Source organism: Sphaerisporangium rhizosphaerae (genome assembly GCF_042665155.1).
GTDB classification, from domain to species: Bacteria; Actinomycetota; Actinomycetes; order Streptosporangiales; family Streptosporangiaceae; genus Sphaerisporangium; species Sphaerisporangium rhizosphaerae.
On sequence record NZ_JBHTCG010000097.1, the window covers coordinates 1 to 695 of the forward strand.

The 695-nt window shown below is 34.5% G+C and carries 1 protein-coding gene and 1 pseudogene; one reads left to right on the forward strand and one right to left on the reverse strand.

Going from position 1 to position 695, the window contains the following annotated elements; genetic code table 11:
- Nucleotides 1-363 (reverse strand): annotated as a pseudogene (locus ACFQSB_RS40220) (hypothetical protein); the annotation flags it as partial.
- Between the two features lie 74 nt (nt 364-437).
- Between ACFQSB_RS40220 and ACFQSB_RS40225 the strand changes: the two are divergent.
- A partial coding sequence (locus tag ACFQSB_RS40225; RefSeq protein WP_380832619.1) for a hypothetical protein occupies nt 438-695 on the forward strand: 258 nt, incomplete at its 3' end.

Genomic DNA, 695 nt, shown 5'->3' on the forward strand with positions numbered 1-695 from the left:
GAAAGAAGCGTCGTTGCTGACTTTTTCGATTAAGCCTGAAAAATAATAGAGGCGACGCATGACTTGTTCTAATTCAGGCGTGCGATCTAGTTGATCCACTTGGCCAATCAAGCCCTCAAATAGCGGGAAGACGAATGAAGACTGTTTTGCGAGTTCGAGTCTGATGACTTCTCGTCGCTCTACGCTTTGATTTAATAACGTGAGGCTGTTTTTGATTTGTGTAATGGAATGTAAATCGGCGATAAAAAGAAACGATTCATTAGCTGGATTTTTCGCTATTTCAATTGCAGGTAAAATCGCTCCTAATAAATTCCCTAAATGTGGGGTTCCAGTACTTTGAATTCCTGTAAGTATTTTTGCCATTGTAAATTTTGTCTATTTTTAGCAAAGTTAATTCTTTTGTGAGATTTTTAAAGTGATTGTGTATTTTTGACACTATGAAAATAATAAAAATACCTTTTTGGATTCTTTGGCGTGTTTGGTTTTACATTTTAGTATTACTCCCTATCATTGTAATGTTTCCTTTTTTATTCCTTTCTTTTTTAAAAGAAAGTTGGTACCCTCATTTTTTTAAAATGGCCAGAATTTGGGCCAAAGTAATTTTATACGGAGCAGGGTTTTATCCAAAAACAGAAGCTGAAGAAGAAATTATTCCTCAAAAAAGTTATATGTTTATTGCCAACCATACCTCAATG